The following is a 19391-nucleotide window of genomic DNA, read 5'->3' on the forward strand; positions in this document are numbered from 1 at the left end:
AAAGCCGGTTGCTTGGGATGCTTCCGGCTTTTTCTATCTAAATTAACGCTCTCAGATACTTATACTGAAAACGCTTTTTAATAGTTACGTTTTTTTTTTATTTTTTTTTTAATTAGCGTAGGCAATTCCGGCAATGCTGATTTTAACGCCTTTTATTTCGAAAAAAGCGGCGGCACAACCTTCTAAAGTCGCCCCGGTCGTAATAACATCATCCACTAACAGGACATGTTTATTTTCAAACTTTGCCTTATCCGGTACGTGAAAAGTTTCCTTCATGTTCTCATAGCGCATAAAACGTGACTTTTTTGTTTGGGATTCCGTTGACCTGGTCCGGTGTAACCCTGTTGCATCCCAGAAAACACCTAGTTTTCCCGATAATCCTTCGGCAAAATAATCACTTTGATTATAACCCCTTTTCTTAAGTTTCGCAGGATGTAAAGGGACTGGGATAATTATGTCAGGTACATCGTAGCTGTCGTCATTCTTTAACAATGTGCCATAAATCTCTCCAAGTTTAAGCCCAACTTGTGGTTGATTGCTGTATTTAAGCTGATGCATTAAATTCTGGACTTTCGAGCCTTTGTGGAAGTATAGCAGCGCCATCGCTTTTTCAAACGGAAACCGGCCCCAAAGCTGTTGAGCTAACCTATTTGATTCGTCTTTGTGAAAGTTTGTATAAGGAAGATGATAAAAGCAATCTGTGCAGATCGTTTGCTCGTTCTTGAACAAGTTTTTGTAACAGGCAGCACATAAGTCAGGATAAATTAACGACAAAAAATCCTGCAAGTAACTATAAAGCAAATTCATTGAATGAATTTACACGATATCAGCTATAATTACAAATACTTAGGAGATAGCAGCTTCGGCAGATTTTTCATTAGTGGCCAGCTGGCCGCAGGCCGCATCGATGTCCTTTCCGCGGCTGCGCCTGATATTTGTAGTTACTCCATGACGGCGCAGGTAGTCGGCAAATTTTTCAACCTTGTCTTCTTCTGCATTGGTGAATGCTGCAAACGAAATCGGGTTATACTCGATAATATTAACTTTACAAGGCAGGTGCTTGCAGAATTTTGCCAGCTCGGCAGCATCAGCCAGTTCATCATTAAATCCGTCGAAAATGATATACTCATACGTAACCGGATTTTTAGTTTTGGCAAAGTAATATTTCAGCGCTTCGGCTAAAGATTTTAATGAGTTTTGCTCATTAATCGGCATAATTTCGTTTCGTTTTTTGTCGTTAGCAGCATGCAGGGAAAGAGCCAGATTGAATTTGACCTTATCGTCGCCAAGTTTCTTAATCATCTTAGCAATACCTGCGGTAGAAACGGTAATCCGTTTGTACGACATATTTAACCCGTCTTCTGCAGTGATTCGTTCGATTGACTTAAGCACGTTGGCATAGTTAAGTAACGGTTCGCCCATGCCCATGTAAACGATGTTGCTTAAGGGAATTCCATAGTTCTGGCGGGCTTGCTGATCAATTAAAACCACCTGGTCATATATTTCTGCAGCGTCCAGGTTTCTCTTCCTGTCCATGTAACCGGTAGCGCAAAATTTACATGTCAGGCTGCAGCCAACCTGTGAGCTAACGCATGCCGTCATACGTTCAGGCGTTGGAATCAGTACGCCTTCGATCAGGTTATTATCGTAAAGGCGGAACGAATTCTTAATCGTTTTGTCGTTGCTGAATTGTGAATTACTTATGTCAACAGCGTTGATGATGAACTGTTCGGCCAGTTTTTCACGGAGATTTTTTGAAAGATTGTTCATCTCATCAAAACTTCGGGCTGATTTTTTCCACAACCACTCCCAAATCTGCTTCGCCCGAAAACCTTGCTCACCAATCTCAATTAGGCGTTTTTGAATCTCATCAAAACTCAAATTTCTAATATCTAGCCGCTTAACCTGTAAATCCACGCCACAAATTTACCGAAATCCTTCACAGTATGCTGAAATCATAGCGTCATTTTTATGTTTAATGTGAAAATATTTTAACTTGCAATGTTATTAACGCTCACTCACTTTATTATGGCTAAATATTACTCAGCCGATTACATTATGCCTGTTTCCGGCCCCCCTATTAAAAATGGGGTTGTCGCAGTAAACGATGACGGGATAGTCATCGATGTACTTGAAAAGGCAGATCATGTTAAACCCGGTTTAATTGTAAAGGAACATGGAATCATCGTTCCGGGGTTGGTAAATTCTCACTGCCACCTGGAACTATCGCATCTCAGGGGACGATTTGCGGAAAAACAAGGCTTAGTTCCATTTTTGAAAGAAGTAATTTCTTCCCGTGGAAAGGATGACGACGGTTTGGTGCTTGAACACATGCAACGAGCCGATGAAGAAATGTACAATAATGGCATTGTTGTCGTTGGTGACGTTTCTAATCGTACCATCTCAAAATCAGTTAAAGAGAAAAGTAAAATTCATTACCACACGTACGTGGAAAGTATTGGTTTTGATCCGGCTAAAGCCAAAGAGGTTTTTCAACATGCTGTTGAAATGGTCGATGAACTGAAGCCGCTTCGTTCGTCCATTGTGCCTCACGCTCCTTATTCGGTGAGTAAGGAACTCCTGCGCTACATAACTCATTTTTGCAGTAGCAACGGAAATCCTTTTTGTATCCACAACCAGGAAACGGATGAAGAGAACCAGTTCTACAGATACAAGACAGGCGCTTTCCTTGATTTTTACAAAGATATGGGGCTTGAATTAAACTTTTTTAAATCACAAGCCCGAAACTCCCTGCAAACATTGTTAAGATATTTTCCTGACAACAAAAATGTTATGCTCGTTCATAACACCTACACCAGTCTCAAGGACATTTATTTTATACAACGAATGAGCAGGAATATTAACTGGTGTTTTTGTCCAAAAGCCAATTTGTTTATTGAAGGCCGTCTGCCAAAACTTGATTTATTCCTGATGAATGGCATTGGCGAAACGGTTCAGATTGGTACCGACAGCCTGGCATCGAATGACGAACTAAACATTTTATCCGAATTGAAAGTTCTTCACCAGCATTTCCCGACGATAAATTTCAGCGATTCAATAAAATGGGTAACGTTAAATGGAGCCCGTTTTTTAAAAGTTGATCATCGTTTTGGTAGTATTGAAAAAGGAAAGCAGCCAGGGTTGAATTTGATTTCGCATGTCAACGGATTAAATCTTACAGAACATTCGACCATTAAAAGGCTGATTTAAGAAAAAGCGCGTGGCGTTATTACTAAACAAGTAATTTTGCGCCATGAAGCATTGCAATATAAGAATCACCGGGAAGGTACAAGGTGTTTTTTTCAGGGCGTCAACAAAAGCTGTTGCAGACCAGCTCAGCGTAAAAGGGTTTGTGAGAAATGAAAAAGACGGCTCGGTTTATATCGAAGCAGAAGGCGATGATTTTTCGATTGAATCGTTTTTAGACTGGTGTAAAGAAGGTCCGCAAAAAGCAGAGGTTGAAAATGTTGAAGTAACAGCGGGCGAACTAAAAAACTATCGTAATTTTGAAGTGGTTAAAAAGAACATGCTTTGGTAAACACGGAAGTATGTTCTTTTTTGTTTCTTAAATAAATCAGGAAATTGTCTGCTATAAAAAAATTTGCCGGGCAAACGGCGATTTACGGGATCACTACCATATTTTCCCGTATCCTTTATTTCTTCCTTACTCCGGTTTACACCAATGTTTACAAGCCCGCAGTTTATGGCGTTTTTACTGTGCTCTACAGTTATGCATCTATAATAAACCCGATACTGGCATTCGGCATGGAAACCACTTTTTTCCGGTTTCTCAATAAGCAGGACGTTGACAAAAAGAAAGTTTATAATAATGCTTTCCTGATAGTGGCCGGACTGGCTCTGATTTTCCTCGCATTTGCCTGGCTGTTTGTTGACGACATCGCATTGTGGTTAAAAAAAGACAACCAAACCCTGGCATCAGATTACGCCACGTACGTTAAGTTGTTCATTTACTTGCTGGTTGCTGACGCAATTTGCGTAATTCCGTTTGCGAAATTACGGGCGGACGGAAGGCCAATTAAATACGGCCTTATAAAAATTGTGAATATATTAAGCTGCATTGGCTTAAACCTGTTTTTTATTTATGTAGTTCCGTATATCATTAATAATCATTACGCTGGTGCGGCATTGTTTGAAAGCTGGTACCGCCCGGGCTGGGTTGGTTATGTTTTTATCTCCAATCTTGCCGCAAGTGTTATAACACTGGCTTTTCTGATCCCTGAAATAGCCGGATTGCAGGTCAAATTCGATCGTTCGTTATTTTACCAAATGTTTCATTACAGCTGGCCGGTTCTTATTGCTAATCTCTCTTTCATAATAAATGAAAACCTGGATAAGTTACTTTTGGATAACTTACTACCTGCGGGGATAAGTAGCCACGACACGGGTATTTACGGTGCTTGTGCTAAGATTGCAGTCTTCCTAAATATATTCATTCAGGCGTTTCGCTTAGGTGCAGAACCATTTTTCTTCAGTCACGCTAAAAACAAAAACTCGGGAGAAACCTATGCCAGGATCATGAATTATTTCGTGATCACCGTTTGCCTGATCTTTATTGCGATAACAGCAAATATCAATATTCTGAAACATTTCGTTGGCCCGTCTTACTGGGAAGGATTGAAGGTGGTGCCGGTTTTGCTTTTCGGTTACGTGAGCCTTGGAATTTATATGAATCTGTCAATCTGGTATAAATTGTCGGATCAAACCAAGTATGGGCTTTATATTTCCGGAGTTGGCGCCATTGTTACGATTGTCTTCAACCTGCTCTTTATACCTAAATTTAGTTATATGGCGGCCGCTTGGGTGTCTTTGTCGGCTTATGCAAGTATGATGGTTCTGTCGTACATTCTGGGACAAAAAAATTATCCGATTCCGTATAACCTGCAAAAGAATCTTGCCTATATTGTCGCCTCGATAGTAGTGGTTTACCTATGTTTTGTGACATTTAACCGCAGTCTTGTTTTGGGAAATCTGCTTCTTGTCCTAAGTTCCGCTGGTGCGTTATACATCGAGCGAAAGGAATTGAAAGCCATTTTATTAAAGAAATAATTTAATTTTTATATGAACGTTCGTGTTATAAACAGATCAGAGAATAAATTGCCGGCTTATGAAACGGAAGCCTCAGCTGGCATGGATCTGCGGGCTAATTTGCCGGAAGGTGCAGTGACATTGAAACCACTGCAACGCGCTTTAATTCCAACGGGATTGTTTATTGAACTTCCGGATGGCTATGAAGCACAGATCCGCCCAAGAAGCGGATTGGCATTTAAGCATGGTGTTACAATATTAAATTCACCCGGAACCATTGACGCTGACTACCGAGGTGAACTTAAAATTTTACTGGTAAATCTTTCTGATGCTGATTTTGTTGTAAAGCACGGCGAACGGGTAGCCCAGATGATTGTAGCAAAACACGAATGTGTTGTTTGGAATGAAGTAGAAGTGATCAATGAAACTGTTCGTGGGGCCGGCGGATACGGCCATACGGGCGTTTAAAAAACCGATGAAAAAATTATCCTCAATTTTACTTATTCTGTCTGCAGCAAGTGCATCTGTGGCGCAACAGCATAAAGCTGTAATCGTAGCGGGAAAAGTTTTAAGCACTGAGGATAGTTTGCTGGTTAAAGAGCTTTACTACTCTGGTTTACGCGAAAAAACAATTCAGAACTATCAGCTTTCATCCGATTATTTCAGCAGAGTTATACAGCTCGACCCAGCTAATGACGCTGCTTTGTATGAACTGGCATCAATCAATCATGCCAAAAAGAATGACAAAGAAGCGGAAGAACTTGCGAGAAAAGCGGTAACTGTTGAGCCGGAAAATGAATGGTATTGGCTGTTGTTAGCCGACATCTATAAAAGAACTTCGAATATGCGGGATCTGGTCCCTGTATTTGATGAGCTGATAGCAATTTCTCCCGAGAAGGAAGACTATTATTTTGATAAAGCAAACGCTCTTCTACTGCAAAATGAGACGGAAAAGGCAGAGCAGGTTTATACTCTTGTAGAGAAAAAATTTGGGGTAAGCGATGATCTAACTTCTGCCAGGCAACGTATCTACCAAAAGCAGGGAAATTCTGAAAAGGCTGCAGTAGAGCTTGAAAATCTTATAAAAAACAATCCTTCTGAAGTCAAAAATTACATCGAGCTGAGTCAAATATATTCCACAAATGGCAATCTGTCAAAAGCCAGGCAGATTTTAGAAGAGGCAAAAAAAATCGATCCTTCTAATGTCTATGTCAGGCTTTCGCTTGCTGATGTTTATCGGGCAGAAAAGAAAAATGAAGATGCTTTCATTGAGCTAAAAAGTGCGTTTTCCAATCAGAATCTAGATATCGACAATAAGGTTCGGATCGTACTTTCTTTTTTTCCTGACTTTAAGAATCCGGCAGCGCGTGCTCAGGCAGAAGAGCTGTCCTACCTGATTACGGAATCAAATCCCGGCGATCCAAAGGGATTTTCAGTTTACGGTGATGTGCTTTTCCAGGAAAATAAATTGAAGGAAGCGGCCGAAGCTTACCGGAAATCACTAAAGTTAAACAATCAGACCTACATGATCTGGGAGCAATTGCTCAGAATTGATTTAGGTTTGGGCGACGGAGCTGCTGCGATAAAGGATGGCGAAGAAGCATTAACTTATTTTCCGAACCAGGCGCCATTATATCTATACACAGGGATTGGCTATGCTCAGAAAGGAAACCATGCCAGGGCGGTTACCTATTTAAAAAATGCTTCTTCAATCGGTTCGGAGGACAAACAAGTGCAGGCCCAAACATGGGCCAGCCTGGGCGATTCATATAACGCATTGAAACAGTTTCAGGAATCGGACGCTGCCTATGAGAAGGCACTTCAGATTGATCCGGATAATACCTACACGCTGAACAATTACGCCTATTATTTATCGTTAAGGAATGAGAATCTTGATAAAGCGGCGCAAATGTCGCTCAAAACAAACCAGATCGATCAAAATAATGCCTCCTTTGAGGATACATACGCCTGGATACTATTTAAGCAAAAGAAATTTACCGATGCCCGCAAATGGATGGAAAAGGCGCTAAGTGATGATCAGTCTAAAAGCTCGACCCAGGTTGAGCATTATGGCGATATACTTTATCAGCTCGGTGAAAAAGATCAGGCGTTGAAACAGTGGATAAAAGCGAAAGAATATGGCGGAAGCTCTCAAAAACTACAACAGAAAATTGATACGAAAACATTTATTGAATAACTTATTTCTTGTGATGCTCGTAATTGTCTTTTTTGCATGCAAAACAAAAAAGGCACTGGTCGACAATGCACCTGCGAAATCAACAACTAACTCCTCTAAAGCGGCAACGCTTAGCAGCATTGAACGTTCGCAAGCCAATTTCAGCACGCTAAACATCCGGTCAAAAGCCGATCTCGGCATCGATAACAAAAGCTACGATGTCAGTATGAATATCCGGATCAAGAAAGATCAGATGATCTGGGTATCGATAACAGCCATCGCAGGGATCGAGGTTGCTCGGGCGTTGATAACTCCTGATAGTTTAAAAATTCTTAACCGCTTACAGGGTATATATACACATCAGCCCTTTAGTTACGTTCATCAGTTTGCAAACCGGCAGATAACTTTTAAATCGGTGCAGGCGCTTCTTGTTGGAAACTGCATCCCGGAGTTGTTAAATGAGAATTCTGACCTGAGCCAGGACAGTGCCGGAGTTAAACTGAACGGTGTATTGAAACAGCTTGCTTACGAAGTGATTTTTAATCCAAGCCTGAATGTTACAAAGACATCCTTGCGGGATGATCCCGCCGGACAGAACCTTGCAGCAAATTACAGCGCCATTGAACCCGAAAATCGAATTGTTATTCCTCACCGATTGAAAATAAACTCTGCAGCAGGAGGTAAAAGGTTTAATGTTGAACTCAATTACACTAAAGTGGATGTAGATCAGGAGATCGACTTTCCTTTTTTTGTATCAAAAAAATATCAGGAAAATTAATCTGACAGCTTTGATACTTCTTTTAAGCATGTATCATTTTATTAGATTTGCCGCATGAGGTTTGTTAGGCTGTTCATTTTCGTTTTCATTTTTCTTTCAGGTGGCAAGTTATTCGCTCAGAGCAGTTCCGAACTGAAACGGCAGAAAGAAGCGCTGACCCGTGAAATCGAGATGCTTAACAGTAGTTTAAAGCAGACCAGCAGCAGCAAGCGCCTGTCCTTAAAACAAATAAATGTACTGGAAGCCCAAATCAGGTTGCGCGAGCAAAAGATCGGAACTATAAATTCCGAGATAAGGCTGTTGAATAACCAGATATCTGATAATACGAGCACCGTACATTCGCTGCAAAGCCAGCTTGAAAAGCTGAAAAAGGAATATGCGGGAATGGTACTTTTCGCGTTTCGAAATCAAAGTGCCTACAGCAAGTTAATGTTCATATTCGCTGCCCAGGATTTTAACCAGGCATATAAGCGTTTGAAATATTTGCAGCAATTTGGCGATTACCGCAGAAAGCAGGCGCAGTATATCCTCGGAACACAAAAGGACCTGAATATAAAAATAGTTGAGCTCGACCAGAATAAGCGGCAGAAGAGCAACCTGCTTAGCGAGGAAGAAAAAGAGAAAACGACATTAGGCGGCGAAAAGAATAATAAAGCCAAAGAACTCGGTAAACTTGCCAAGGAAGAAAAACAGCTCAAACGAGAAATATCCAAAAAGCAGCAACAGGCAGCGCGATTAAACAGCGCTATCCGGGCGGCGATTAACCGGGAGATATTAGCCGCAAAACGAAAAGCTGAACAAGAGGCAAGAGAGGCTGCGGCGCGAGCGAAGGCTGAAAACCCTTCGGCTCCGGCCCCGGCACCTAAAACGGTATCAAATACGTCAAGTGTTCTGGCCGCTACGCCGGAAGCTCTAAAATTATCTTCAGATTTTTTAAGTAACCGCGGCAGATTGCCCTGGCCTGTATCGAACGGTGTAATCGTTGAAGGTTTTGGCCCGCATCGCCAGGGTGTAAATGTGATGATCAATAATGATGGAATTGATATAAAAACAGCTGAAGGAGCCAGTGTAAGAGCAGTTTTCTCTGGAGATGTGACCCGTGTTATGGATGTAGGAGGATCATATGCTGTTCTAATCAGACATGGTGAATATTTTACGGTTTACTCTAATCTGAAATCGGTAAATGTATCAAACGGGCAAAAAGTTAGTGTTAAACAAGCGATAGGGTCGGTTATAACCGATTCAAGCGATGGAACGACTCTGCTGCATTTCGAAGTTCGGAAGGGTGCTGACCCGATGAATCCATCAAGCTGGCTGGCGAATTAAAACGAATAGTAACAATAAACTTTTCACCGGGGAAACCGTCTGACTTTAACGCACGTAGATAGTTGTAATAGATTCGTTGCAAAAAAAACAAGGAAACTCTCAATATAAAAATGTCTATATTTGTCACCTGTAATTAATTGTAAAACAATGTATACGTCCAGTTTATTATTCCTGAACATAGGAACTCCGGAACTGATGATCATCCTTCTGGTGGTGTTGCTATTGTTCGGTGGGCAGAAGCTTCCAGAGCTTGCCCGTGGTTTGGGAAAAGGAATTCGTGAGTTTAAAGATGCTTCTGAAGGAGTAAAGCGGGAAATCCATCGGAATATAAATTCCGTAAGTGATGATTTGGATGTAGATTCAGATCAGAAGAAAACTGATACTCCAATTAATGATCATATATCGTCTAATTAAAAAAATATTGCCATGCTAGGAACACCCGAAATTATTATCATTCTTGTTGTTGTTCTGCTTTTATTCGGAGGCAGAAAAATTCCTGAACTTATGCGCGGTTTGGGCCGTGGGGTAAAGGAATTTAAAGATGCAAAAGATACCCCTTCAGGATACAGTGAAGAAGAAAGAAAAAACAGCTAACGGCTGAATGTCGAAATTTAAAAACCTCGCACAAAATGCGGGGTTTTTTTGTTTTATGAATATTTGAATATGCATTTTGTTAAATCTTTGAAACAAAATGCCGCCTTTCTTTGATATATTTTTTTAAATTGCTTAATCAAGTTGAAAATTAATGGAAACTGTTTCTTATTTCGGTTCTTACTTAGCGGATAATAAGGTTTGGGATGAAATGTACGACCAGAATAGCGAAATACGAGAGCAGTATAAACGTGTTTATAACTATTTGTCTAGCGAATCGGTTGAAGATTTGAATAAAAAAGAAGAACTGGCCAAAAAATTATTCATGAGCCAGGGTATAACTTTTACCGTTTATAACAGCGGCGAAGGAATTGAAAAGATTTTCCCGTTTGATATTATCCCACGAATTATTACAAGCAGCGAATGGACTTTTATTGAAGGCGGCATTAAGCAACGTTTAAAGGCGCTCAACTTATTCCTAAAAGACGTCTACGGCAACCAGTTTATCATTAAAGACGGAATCGTTCCCATAGATATGATCTATTCATGCCCTCATTTTATCAGGGAGATGAGTATGGTTCAGGTTCCGCATGATATTTACGTACACATTGCCGGTATCGACTTAATCCGCGACAGCGACGGAACCTTTTATGTGCTTGAGGATAATCTCCGGACGCCGTCAGGTGTGAGTTATATGCTCGAAAATCGTGAGATTACCAAACGCCTCTTTCCTGATCTTTTGCCGCAATGTAAGGTCCGTGGAGTGATGGACTATCCAAATATCTTGCACAAAAATTTGTTATCGCTTTCACCAAGAGCTGTATCAAACCCAACGGTTGTGCTTCTTTCGCCGGGAATGTATAACTCTGCTTATTTTGAGCATACTACGCTGGCCCGCCTTATGGGGGTAGAATTGGTAGAGGGACGTGACCTGGTTGTGCAGAATCATCATGTTTATATGAGGACAACCCGCGGTTTAAAACAAGTTGATGTGATTTATCGCCGCGTAGATGACGAATACCTGGATCCGCTGGTCTTTAACCCATCCAGCATGCTTGGCGTGGCGGGCATCATGAGCGCCTATCGTAAAGGAAATGTTTCAATCATTAACGCCATCGGAAACGGCGTTGCCGATGATAAAGCAGTGTATGCTTACGTTCCTGAAATGATAAGATACTACCTGAACGAAGAGCCGATTTTAAAAAATGTTCCTACTTACCAACTTCGCAATCCGGAAGAAAAGGAATATGTTTTTGAGAATATTAATACAATGGTGATCAAAAAAACTAATGAAAGCGGCGGCTATGGGATGCTGATGGGATTTGCGTCCTCCGAGGAGGAAATCGATAATTATAAAAAAGAAATCCTGAAAGATACCCGCCAGTTTATAGCCCAGCCCACCATTAATCTTTCTGCTGCACCTTGTTACCTCCAGGGGAAATTAAGCCCGCGAAGGGTCGACTTACGCCCATACGCTTTATGCGGACCTGGCGGTATTGAAATTGTTCCCGGCGGATTGACCCGTGTTGCTCTACGCGAAGGATCTCTTGTTGTAAATAGCTCGCAGGGAGGTGGGAGCAAGGATACCTGGGTGCTTGCCTGATCAATTATTTATTAAACGAAATACAAAGTATGTTAAGCAGAGTTGCCGATAGTTTATACTGGCTGAGCAGGTACGTAGAAAGAAGTGACGGGATTTTGAGAATGCTGAAAATAAATTATGCCACTTCGCAGGATTCAATATCAGAATTCAGCTGGGAACCAGTGATAAATATTTTTGCACCCAGTAATGAAAATGCTCCGGATATAAAGAACAGCCGGGAAGTTTTGCAATACATGATCACTGACAAGGAGAATCATTACTCTGTGCTAAACATCATTACCCGTGCACGTGAAAATGCCAGGAGTGTTCAGGATCACATTACAAAAGATTTGTGGCAATCGCTTAACGAATATTATCTGATTGTTAGAGACTCAGCTGTAAAAAAATCGCTGCAAAAGGACGATCCGGTGTCGGCGCTTGATTTGTTAATTAAACAAGTGATGCTTTTTTATGGCACAGCAGAGATAAGCATGGCAAGAGGAGAGGGCCGCAGTTTTATGAGCATCGGCAAGTATCTCGAACGAAGCATCCAGTCGGTTGATATTCTCGATATTAAGTTTGGCACGGCCAGCAGCAACCCTGATTTATTAAGTGATACCAGTTACTGGAAAAACCTGTTGCTTTCAATCGGTGGATACGAATTATATCTTAAATGCTATCGGCAGGGCTTTGAGGCAGAAAACGTTTTGGAGCAGGTGGTGTTAAATGTCGACTTTCCCAGATCGGTGCTTTATGCGATTAATCAGCTTAAACGATATTTTGAGCGTTTACGCAGCGATAGCAACATGGAAAGTTACCTCGAACTGCTTTTTACCATTGGTAAACTGCAAAGCCGTATTCAGTACAGTTCGGTGCAAACCATACGCGAAGAGGGTTTGCATGCATTTTTGACGGACACACGACAGGAGCTTTTTAAAATAGGAAACGCCTTAAACAAGCATTATTTTGCATATACCTAGAACTCAAATTATGCCAAGATTCAACATACAACACATTACAACCTATCATTATCAGGGGTTGGTTCGTGATAGTGCGAATCAGATAATTCTTTATCCGTTAAAAGACAAATATCAGGAAGTTCTTAATCACGAAATAACTATAAGCGGCGATCCGTTGGTAGATGTTCATAAAGACTATTATGGTAATGAAGTAGGAAATTTCACCTACAGCAAACCGCATAGTGAGCTTATAATTAACTCGGTGTTAAGCATAACGACCAGCTCTAAACCTTTACCGGTTGATGATATGTTTGCCGAGATGCAATGGCAGGAACTCGCCAGATTGCAGTACCAGGTTCCTTATATTGATTATCTGAAACAGGAGTATTTTGATGGATTGACAGAGCTGCAGGAAATAGTCCAAAACGAGCGGCATAGTAATGTTACTCCCTACCAATGCGCACTGGATTGCTGCAAGTATGTTTACGAAAATTTCAGTTACATTCAAGGCGTAACCAGCGTCGAAAGCACTTTGGATGAAGTATGGCAGCTTAAAGCCGGCGTTTGCCAGGATTTCGCACATATATTATTAGTTATGCTGCGTTTAATGAATATTCCGGCGCGGTATGTAAGTGGATACGTTTGTCCCAATCGAAACGGGATGCGTGGTGAAGGTGCAACTCATGCCTGGGCCGAAGTCTTTATTCCAAATTATGGGTGGCTTGGACTGGATCCTACAAACAATTGTATTGCAAATGAAACCCACGTCCGACTGGCTGTAGGCCGGAGTTTTTCCGATTGTTCGCCGGTTAAAGGTGTTTATAAAGGCCCGATTGACCATGTATTAAAGGTTGCCGTTTCCGTAGGCTATGAAGATGGTACCACCAACAACGCTCCATTAGAAGAAGTGATAGAGGCCAAGCCAGCATCATCATTTTCCCGAAACAGCTATATGCGGCATATGGAATTGATTCAACAACAACAGCAGCAACAGTAATAAGCCGTACAAAGAGTCGTCAGAAGTTTCATAGTTCGATCATTTTCTTACTTTTACAACCCGTTAAAATTGATTAGGTGAAACGATATACGACACTTTCGGAAATCAGGCAAGATATTGATGCTGGCGAGCTGGAGCTAACGAGTCTTGTTGAACATTACCTGCAACGAATTGAAGAAGAGAAACATCTGAATGCCTTTGTAGAAGTCTTTGGTGAAGAGGCAAGGCAGGAAGCTGCCAGGATAACGGAAAAAATAGCAGCAGGATCTGCCGGAAGGCTTGCCGGAATGGTAATCGGCATTAAAGACATAATTTGTTATAAATCGCACGGAGTATCAGTCGGTTCAAAGATATTAGAAAACTATAAGTCAATATTTTCGTCAACGGTTGTGGAGCGCCTGCTCGCTGAAGATGCCATTATCATCGGGAGATTGAATTGCGATGAGTTTGCAATGGGCGGGTCCAACGAAAATTCATTTTATGGCCCGGTAAAGAACTATGTTGATAACACAAAAGTTGCCGGTGGTTCTTCGGGAGGATCAGCTGTAGCAGTACAAGCAGGCCTTTGCCTTGCCGCCCTGGGTACGGACACAGGAGGTTCCGTCCGCCAGCCGGCCGCGTTTTGTGGAGTTGTTGGTGTAAAACCGACCTACGGGCGAGTGTCTAGACATGGCATTGTAGCTTATGCATCCTCCTTCGACCAGGTTGGTCCGCTGGCAAACTCTGTGGAAGATGCTGCATTGATCCTGGAAATTATTGCTGGCCCGGATGAATACGACAGCACCGTTTCTCTTAAGCCGGTTCCAAGCTATTCGGGCAATCTTAAAAGTTCCGGTAAAAAGAAGATCGCTATCCTTAGCGAGGTTCTTGAAGCGGAGGGTTTGGATCCTGAGATTAAACAACTGACAGAAAATACCATTGCAAGGTTAAAGGGCGACGGGCATACCGTTGAAGCGGTTTCTTTTCCATACCTTGAATACGTTGTGCCAACATATTATATTCTCACAACGGCAGAGGCATCCTCAAATCTGGCAAGATACGACGGTGTGCACTACGGATATCGCAGTCCAAACGCAACGGATCTCGAATCGACTTACAAAAAATCCCGTACAGAAGGATTCGGAGCTGAAGTAAAGCGAAGAATCATGATTGGTACCTTTGTGTTAAGCGCAGGATATTATGATTCATTTTATGGGAAAGCACAAAAGGTTCGTCAGTTGATTCGTGCAAAGACCGACGAAATTCTTAGCAAATACGATTTCATACTCATGCCAACAACTCCGACTCCGGCATTTGGTATCGGCGAAAAGATGAGTGATCCTGTAGTAATGTATCTTGCTGATATTTTTACGGTGCAGGCTTCGTTGGCGGGTATTCCAGCTGTTTCGCTGCCGTTAGGCAATAATTCGAATAATTTGCCGTTAGGTATTCAATTCCTTGGAAAACGGTTTGGAGAGGGGGATCTGCTAGCGTTTTCTAAATATATAATGGAATCAACACACAGGCCGACTGTGTAGTTTACGCTTTCAGTATGATAAGAAAATTACTGGTACTAACCATTTGTATACTTTTTTATAGTACATCAAAAGCTTCAACTAATTATTTAACCGATACTAATAAGGTTTCGGTTAAACCTCGTTTACACTTTGCTGATTCATTATTTATCATTCCTGCAGATAATCAACCGCCATCAGTTTATCAAAACGTTGAATACAAGCAACGACTGGATTCGTTAAGAAAAATCGTGCCGCTTGAGTATAATGAATACGTTCAGAATTATATTGATATCTATCTTTCAAAACGCAGGGGGGATTTTGCCAGGATGATTGGATTGTCTAAGTATTACTTTCCTATCTACGAAAAGGCGCTTAAAGAACAGAACATTCCTGAAGAACTCAAATATATTTCTATTATTGAATCGGCCCTCGATCCTAATGCCGTTTCGCGATCGGGCGCTACGGGTTTGTGGCAGTTTATGTTTACAACTGCGAAAGGTTACGGACTTACCATCGATAATTATGTTGATGAACGTAAAGATCCATTTACCTCAAGCCGGGCCGCAGCAACCTATTTTAAAGATGCCTTTAACCAGCTTGGAGACTGGTTGTTAGCTGTAGCATCTTATAATTGCGGAATGGGGGCTGTTTCAAGAGCCGTAGCCAGAGCAGGCGGCCAGGCAAATTTCTGGGCTATCAAAGATTATCTGCCTCAGCAAACCAGGAACTATGTGCCGGCTTTTATTGCAACGGTTTATTTAATGAACTATTACGCGAAGCATGACATTTTACCAGCGGCGCTTGATTTTCCCGTTAACACAGATATTGTTCCGGTAAATAGAACGATTTCTTTGGCTGGTATAGCTAAATCGATGAACGTTGATGCAAAGGCACTAAGTGTTTTGAACGCCAGTTATAAGAAAGGAATTGTCAACGGGTCGGAAACTACTCCGCGGCAGGTTGTTGTGCCTCATTTAAGCCCGACCTCGGCGCAGGAATTACTGACCTTTCTGAATACAGAAGCTGAGCCTGCTGAAGAACCAACGATTCTGTTGGCTGCATCGCCGGGGCTGGCGCCTGAAATTTATAAGGTTAAGCCAAACGAAAGCCTCGAAAGCATAGCCAATGCATTTAAAATCGAAGTTCAGGATATCAAGGTTTGGAACAACTTGAGAACTACCCGAATTGTTCCCGGACAAAAGTTGCGTCTTTCATCATCGGCGCCTGAAATACAGGTGAAGTCTCTCAAAACTTATATTTCCTACAAAGTAAAGCCTGGCGATACACTTTCAACAATAGCCGATAAGTTTGAAGGAAGTTCCGTCTCTGAAATCAAGAGTCAGAATAATTTAAAAAGTACAGCGCTGCAGCCCGGTATGATCTTAAAAATAAATAAAGGATAACTGCTTGTTCTAAAGCGTATTGTTTTAAATTTTCCGGACATAGCTAATTGAATGCGATTTACATAAGGGCATGCCGAAAAGAATCGTAATTTTGCCGGCACTCACCAACAAATATTTTTAATGAGTAAAACAAACCGTAAGCAGGACGCGCTGGATTATCATTCACAGGGCCGTCCGGGAAAGATTCAGGTACTACCAACTAAACCAACAAATTCACAAAGAGACCTTTCATTGGCTTATTCGCCAGGCGTAGCAGAGCCCTGCCTTCGTATCGCCGACAACGTGGAAGACGTTTATAAATATACAGCCAAAGGCAACCTCGTAGCCGTAATCAGTAATGGTTCGGCAGTGTTAGGATTAGGCGATATCGGGCCGGAAGCGGGCAAGCCGGTTATGGAAGGAAAAGGCCTCTTATTTAAGATTTTCGCAGATATTGACGTTTTTGATCTTGAACTTGATACAAAAAATGTCGATGAGTTCGTAAATATTGTAAAGGCGTTGCAGCCGACTTTTGGCGGCGTTAACTTGGAAGATATTAAAGCACCGGAATGTTTCGAAATTGAGCGGCGCTTGAAGGAAGAAATGAATATTCCAGTCATGCATGATGATCAGCATGGTACCGCAATCATTTCGGCGGCGGCTTTAATCAATGCATGCGAATTACAGAAAAAGAAGCTTGACAAAGTAAAGATCGTGGTAAGCGGAGCCGGTGCTGCTGCAATTTCCTGTTCACGGCTATATGTAAGCCTTGGAGCCACAAAGGAAAATATCGTAATGATCGATCGTTCCGGCGTAATTCGTTCCGACCGTGAAAATCTGGATTCTCTGAAATCTGAGTTTGCTACAAAACGCAATCTGAACACATTGGATGAAGCTATAAAGGATGCGGATGTGTTTATCGGACTTTCATCGGCTAACGTACTAAGTGCTGATGCACTGAAAACTATGGCTAAAAATCCGATCGTTTTCGCGATGGCCAATCCGGATCCTGAGATCGCTTACGAGCTTGCAATACAAAACCGTAAAGATATCATCATGGCAACCGGGCGTTCGGATTATCCGAACCAGGTAAATAATGTACTTGGCTTCCCGTATATATTTCGCGGGGCGCTTGACGTAAGAGCCACCACAATTAACGAAGAGATGAAAATCGCGGCCGTTAAAGCGATCGCCGAACTTGCTAAAAAGCCGGTTCCGGAAGCTGTTAACCTTGCCTATAATAGCACAAATCTGAAATTCGGAAAAGATTACATCATTCCGAAGCCAATAGATTTACGTTTAATTACAACCGTTTCACCGGCCGTTGCAAAAGCAGCAATCGATTCGGGCGTTGCTAAAAAGATTATTACAGATTGGGATGCTTACAAAGACGAGTTGCACAAACGCCTTGGAACTGAGGATGCATTATTACGCGCTATCACGAATAAAGCCAAATCGGCGCCTAAAAAAGTAGTGTTTGCCGAAGCTGACAATTATAAAATATTGAAAGCTGCACAAATAGTCAAAGATGATGGCATTGCGATTCCAATTCTATTGGGTAATAAAGCAACTATCAAACAGATCATCCATGAAAACGCACTCGATCTCGACGGCGTTGAAATTATAGATCCTTTTGAGGAAACGGTGCGTCAGAAAAAGTATTCGGAATTCCTTTATAAAAAGCGTCAGCGCCGCGGCATCAGTTTATTCCAGGCGCAAAAATTAATGCGCGACAGGAATTATTTTGGCGCCTGTATGGTTGAGTTTGGCGAAGCCGATACGCTTATTTCAGGTTTGACCAAGGATTATGCGGCCACTGTAAGGCCGGCGTTGCAAATTATCGGAACAGCACCGAGCGTTAACCGTGTTGCCGGTATGTATATGATGCTGACAAGAAAAGGCCCTATCTTTTTTGGCGATACAACCATCAATGAAAACCCGACTGTTGAAGAGCTGGTAGATATCACTGCTTTAATACATGATACCGTTAAGCAATTCAATATCACACCGCGGATAGCCATGCTTAGTTATTCAAATTTCGGCTCAACAGAAGGTGAAGTTCCGTTGAAAGTGCGTGCGGCGGTTAAGATATTACATGAGAAATATCCGGACATTATAGTTGACGGGGAAATGCAGGGCAACTTTGCTATTAATCCGGCGCTTTTAAAGGATAATTTCCCGTTCAGTACCTTGGTTGGGCAACCTGCTAATACGCTTGTGTTCCCAAATCTGGAATCGGGTAATATTGCTTATAAATTACTACAGGAGTTGGGCGAAGCGGAAGCTGTTGGACCAATTTTACTAGGTTTGAATAAGCCGGTTCATGTTTTGCAACTTGGCAGTTCGGTTCGTGAAATTGTAAATATGGTAACTATCGCCGTTGTAGACGTGCAGTCAAAAGAAGCTGAAAAAAATATCCGGAAACGTGGATTATTTAAAAAGAACTAATGTACGAATACCTGAACGGCAAGCTGATTTTTAAGTGTCCGACTTACGTAGTAATTGACGTAAACGGTGTTGGTTATCATGTTAATATATCATTAAATACTTACTCAGCCATTGGCGATCAGGAGCTATGCAAATTATTTGTGTGGCAACATGTAAAAGAAGATGCGCTTACCCTTTACGGATTTTCCGACGAGGGTGAGCGCCGCTTGTTTCTGCACCTGATTAATGTTTCGGGCATTGGGCCCAACACGGCAAGAATGATGCTTTCTTCTATAACACCCAAGGAAATACAAATGGCCATTGTTAAAGGCGATGTGCCGCTTATTCAACGGATCAAGGGGATTGGGCCGAAGTCGGCTCAGCGAATTATCCTGGAATTACAAGATAAACTGAAAAAAGAAGGTCCTGATACACTGACCATGATGCCTCAGCATGATACAGCCCGCGAAGAAGCTCTTTCTGCATTAGTGATGCTGGGCTTTGCTAAGAACGCAGCAGATAAAGGCTTGGATCAGGTAATGAAGGGAAGCGAAGAAAATTTATCTGTTGAGCAGTTGATAAAATTTGCTCTTAAAATCTTATAATTACCTAGATATTTTTACAAGGGGTT

Annotated in this window: 18 protein-coding genes; 16 read left to right on the forward strand and 2 right to left on the reverse strand. The window is 41.8% G+C overall.

Annotated features, from left to right (window positions below):
• Positions 1 to 108: 108 nt before the first annotated feature.
• Together GS399_RS12180 and rlmN are read right to left on the reverse strand one after the other, a co-directional pair.
• The gene (locus GS399_RS12180; protein ID WP_160844916.1) at positions 109 to 807 is read right to left on the reverse strand and encodes a ComF family protein; all 699 of its coding nucleotides are present in this window, start codon (positions 805 to 807) and stop codon (positions 109 to 111) included.
• A gap of 39 nt (positions 808 to 846) precedes the next feature.
• A complete protein-coding gene (gene rlmN, locus GS399_RS12185) occupies positions 847 to 1917 on the reverse strand; it encodes a dual-specificity RNA methyltransferase RlmN (RefSeq protein ID WP_160844917.1) in 1071 nt (356 codons plus the stop codon).
• Between the two features lie 111 nt (positions 1918 to 2028).
• On the opposite strand from rlmN, the gene GS399_RS12190 reads away from it, so the two are divergent.
• The 16 genes from GS399_RS12190 (at position 2029) to ruvA (ending at position 19365) form a co-directional block, all read left to right on the forward strand.
• The gene (locus tag GS399_RS12190) at positions 2029 to 3210 is read left to right on the forward strand and encodes an amidohydrolase family protein (RefSeq protein ID WP_160844918.1); all 1182 of its coding nucleotides are present in this window, start codon (positions 2029 to 2031) and stop codon (positions 3208 to 3210) included.
• Positions 3211 to 3253: 43 nt separating this feature from the next.
• Positions 3254 to 3538, forward strand: coding sequence for an acylphosphatase (locus GS399_RS12195; RefSeq protein WP_160844919.1), 285 nt, complete (start codon positions 3254 to 3256; stop codon positions 3536 to 3538).
• 44 nt (positions 3539 to 3582) lie between these two features.
• Positions 3583 to 5067 carry an oligosaccharide flippase family protein gene (locus GS399_RS12200; RefSeq protein ID WP_160844920.1) on the forward strand — a complete coding sequence of 495 codons (1485 nt, stop codon included), beginning with the start codon at positions 3583 to 3585 and terminating at the stop codon, positions 5065 to 5067.
• Positions 5068 to 5079: 12 nt separating this feature from the next.
• Positions 5080 to 5514 carry a dUTP diphosphatase gene (gene dut / locus GS399_RS12205; protein ID WP_160844921.1) on the forward strand — a complete coding sequence of 145 codons (435 nt, stop codon included), beginning with the start codon at positions 5080 to 5082 and terminating at the stop codon, positions 5512 to 5514.
• A gap of 7 nt (positions 5515 to 5521) precedes the next feature.
• Positions 5522 to 7243, forward strand: coding sequence for a tetratricopeptide repeat protein (locus tag GS399_RS12210; RefSeq protein ID WP_160844922.1), 1722 nt, complete (start codon positions 5522 to 5524; stop codon positions 7241 to 7243).
• Between the two features lie 13 nt (positions 7244 to 7256).
• Entirely contained in the window at positions 7257 to 8000 is a 744-nt protein-coding gene (lolB1, locus tag GS399_RS12215) for a lipoprotein insertase outer membrane protein LolB1 (RefSeq protein ID WP_160844923.1), read from the forward strand.
• A 54-nt stretch (positions 8001 to 8054) separates the two neighbouring features.
• A complete protein-coding gene (locus GS399_RS12220; protein WP_160844924.1) occupies positions 8055 to 9326 on the forward strand; it encodes a murein hydrolase activator EnvC family protein in 1272 nt (423 codons plus the stop codon).
• A 147-nt stretch (positions 9327 to 9473) separates the two neighbouring features.
• The gene (locus tag GS399_RS12225) at positions 9474 to 9740 is read left to right on the forward strand and encodes a Sec-independent protein translocase subunit TatA/TatB (RefSeq protein ID WP_160844925.1); all 267 of its coding nucleotides are present in this window, start codon (positions 9474 to 9476) and stop codon (positions 9738 to 9740) included.
• A gap of 12 nt (positions 9741 to 9752) precedes the next feature.
• On the forward strand, positions 9753 to 9920 hold the full coding sequence (gene tatA / locus GS399_RS12230; protein ID WP_160844926.1) for a twin-arginine translocase TatA/TatE family subunit: 168 nt from the start codon (positions 9753 to 9755) through the stop codon (positions 9918 to 9920).
• A 151-nt stretch (positions 9921 to 10071) separates the two neighbouring features.
• Entirely contained in the window at positions 10072 to 11520 is a 1449-nt protein-coding gene (locus GS399_RS12235; protein ID WP_160844927.1) for a circularly permuted type 2 ATP-grasp protein, read from the forward strand.
• 29 nt (positions 11521 to 11549) lie between these two features.
• On the forward strand, positions 11550 to 12479 hold the full coding sequence (locus tag GS399_RS12240; protein ID WP_160844928.1) for an alpha-E domain-containing protein: 930 nt from the start codon (positions 11550 to 11552) through the stop codon (positions 12477 to 12479).
• A gap of 10 nt (positions 12480 to 12489) precedes the next feature.
• Positions 12490 to 13455 carry a transglutaminase family protein gene (locus tag GS399_RS12245; protein ID WP_160844929.1) on the forward strand — a complete coding sequence of 322 codons (966 nt, stop codon included), beginning with the start codon at positions 12490 to 12492 and terminating at the stop codon, positions 13453 to 13455.
• 77 nt (positions 13456 to 13532) lie between these two features.
• Entirely contained in the window at positions 13533 to 14972 is a 1440-nt protein-coding gene (gene gatA / locus GS399_RS12250; RefSeq protein ID WP_160844930.1) for an Asp-tRNA(Asn)/Glu-tRNA(Gln) amidotransferase subunit GatA, read from the forward strand.
• A gap of 14 nt (positions 14973 to 14986) precedes the next feature.
• Positions 14987 to 16354, forward strand: coding sequence for a lytic transglycosylase domain-containing protein (locus tag GS399_RS12255; RefSeq protein WP_160844931.1), 1368 nt, complete (start codon positions 14987 to 14989; stop codon positions 16352 to 16354).
• Positions 16355 to 16474: 120 nt separating this feature from the next.
• Complete coding sequence (locus GS399_RS12260; protein WP_160844932.1) at positions 16475 to 18781, forward strand: NADP-dependent malic enzyme; 2307 nt, start codon at positions 16475 to 16477, stop codon at positions 18779 to 18781.
• Positions 18781 to 19365, forward strand: coding sequence for a Holliday junction branch migration protein RuvA (ruvA, locus tag GS399_RS12265; RefSeq protein ID WP_160844933.1), 585 nt, complete (start codon positions 18781 to 18783; stop codon positions 19363 to 19365). The genes GS399_RS12260 and ruvA overlap by 1 nt, the downstream gene beginning before the upstream one ends.
• The last annotated feature ends 26 nt before the right edge of the window (positions 19366 to 19391 follow it).

This window comes from Hufsiella arboris (assembly GCF_009834875.1).
Taxonomy (GTDB): Bacteria; Bacteroidota; Bacteroidia; order Sphingobacteriales; family Sphingobacteriaceae; genus Hufsiella_A; species Hufsiella_A arboris.

Bases quoted from the DNA above. Each gene is read 5' to 3' on its own strand.
- GS399_RS12180 (WP_160844916.1), bottom strand. From the start codon at position 807: ATGAATTTGCTTTATAGTTACTTGCAGGATTTTTTGTCGTTAATTTAT.
- GS399_RS12190 (WP_160844918.1), top strand. From the start codon at position 2,029: ATGGCTAAATATTACTCAGCCGATTACATTATGCCTGTTTCCGGCCCC.
- GS399_RS12195 (WP_160844919.1), top strand. From the start codon at position 3,254: ATGAAGCATTGCAATATAAGAATCACCGGGAAGGTACAAGGTGTTTTT.
- dut (WP_160844921.1), top strand. From the start codon at position 5,080: ATGAACGTTCGTGTTATAAACAGATCAGAGAATAAATTGCCGGCTTAT.
- GS399_RS12210 (WP_160844922.1), top strand. From the start codon at position 5,522: ATGAAAAAATTATCCTCAATTTTACTTATTCTGTCTGCAGCAAGTGCA.
- lolB1 (WP_160844923.1), top strand. From the start codon at position 7,257: ATGCTCGTAATTGTCTTTTTTGCATGCAAAACAAAAAAGGCACTGGTC.
- GS399_RS12220 (WP_160844924.1), top strand. From the start codon at position 8,055: ATGAGGTTTGTTAGGCTGTTCATTTTCGTTTTCATTTTTCTTTCAGGT.
- GS399_RS12225 (WP_160844925.1), top strand. From the start codon at position 9,474: ATGTATACGTCCAGTTTATTATTCCTGAACATAGGAACTCCGGAACTG.
- tatA (WP_160844926.1), top strand. From the start codon at position 9,753: ATGCTAGGAACACCCGAAATTATTATCATTCTTGTTGTTGTTCTGCTT.
- GS399_RS12235 (WP_160844927.1), top strand. From the start codon at position 10,072: ATGGAAACTGTTTCTTATTTCGGTTCTTACTTAGCGGATAATAAGGTT.
- GS399_RS12240 (WP_160844928.1), top strand. From the start codon at position 11,550: ATGTTAAGCAGAGTTGCCGATAGTTTATACTGGCTGAGCAGGTACGTA.
- GS399_RS12245 (WP_160844929.1), top strand. From the start codon at position 12,490: ATGCCAAGATTCAACATACAACACATTACAACCTATCATTATCAGGGG.
- GS399_RS12255 (WP_160844931.1), top strand. From the start codon at position 14,987: ATGATAAGAAAATTACTGGTACTAACCATTTGTATACTTTTTTATAGT.
- GS399_RS12260 (WP_160844932.1), top strand. From the start codon at position 16,475: ATGAGTAAAACAAACCGTAAGCAGGACGCGCTGGATTATCATTCACAG.
- ruvA (WP_160844933.1), top strand. From the start codon at position 18,781: ATGTACGAATACCTGAACGGCAAGCTGATTTTTAAGTGTCCGACTTAC.